The sequence below is a fragment of the Bradyrhizobium cosmicum genome, assembly GCF_032290525.1.
GTDB lineage: Bacteria > Pseudomonadota > Alphaproteobacteria > Rhizobiales > Xanthobacteraceae > Bradyrhizobium > Bradyrhizobium cosmicum_A.
On record NZ_JASXTA010000124.1, the window covers coordinates 1 to 298 of the forward strand.

Annotated in this window: 1 protein-coding gene; it reads left to right on the forward strand. The window is 62.8% G+C overall.

The window, feature by feature from the left end:
- The coding region (locus QSV46_RS39335) for a RidA family protein (RefSeq protein WP_314964037.1) at positions 1-298 on the forward strand (298 nt) is incomplete at both ends.

Below are 298 nucleotides of genomic sequence, written 5' to 3' on the forward strand. Positions count from 1 at the left end.
CCTCGGGAGCCCGCACGATTTATATCGCGGGACAGGTGTCCACCGACGAGGAGGGGCGGGTGGTCGGCGAGGGTGACATAGCCGCGCAGACGACGCAGGTGATGCAGAATATCGGCCTGGCGCTAAAAGCGGCCAGTGCGAGTTACGCTGACATCGTGAAGATCACCACTTTCGTCGTCGGCTATAGACCGGAGCTCCGTCCGATCATTGGCAAGGCGCGCTCGGTTTTCCTTGAAGGCATGGAGCCGCCGGCGAGCACGCTCGTCGGTGTAACGGCGCTCGCTGCCCCTGAATGGTT